The sequence below is a fragment of the Pseudomonas sp. 43(2021) genome (genome assembly GCF_017490805.1).
Classification (GTDB): domain Bacteria; phylum Pseudomonadota; class Gammaproteobacteria; order Pseudomonadales; family Pseudomonadaceae; genus Aquipseudomonas.
Window position 1 is genome coordinate 1 of record NZ_JAFGYJ010000456.1, and the last position, 462, is coordinate 462.

1 protein-coding gene is annotated in these 462 nt (G+C 58.2%); it reads left to right on the forward strand.

The window, feature by feature from the left end:
* Positions 1–462: contractile injection system protein, VgrG/Pvc8 family (locus tag J5M71_RS28155; RefSeq protein ID WP_279382401.1), on the forward strand; the 462-nt coding region annotated here is incomplete at both ends.

Consider the following 462-nt stretch of genomic DNA (forward strand, 5'->3'; position numbering starts at 1 on the left):
GTGCTCGCGTTCACGGGCACCGAAGCCATCAGTCAGCTGTACGCATTTCGCCTTGAGCTGGTGAGCGAGCACGCGGATTTCGATCTGGAAAGCTTGCTCAGCCAACCTGCGTTTCTGCAGTTCGGATCAGCGGGCGAAGGCATTCACGGGCGGATCGAAAACGTCATGCTCGGCGAATCAGGCCAGCGCCTGACCCGTTATGAACTGACACTGGTACCGGCGCTGCATTATCTGCAACTGAGCCACGACCAGCGGATTTTCCAGCAACTGACCGTGCCGCAGATCATCGCGCAAGTGCTCAAAGGGCATGGCATCCAGGCCGATGACTTCACGTTCAATGTCACCGCCGGTGAGCCTCGTGAGTACTGCACGCAGTACGGCGAAAGCGACTTTTTGTTCATTCAGCGTCTGTGCGCCGAAGAGGGTATCGCCTGGCACCATCAACATTCGCTCGACGGGCAC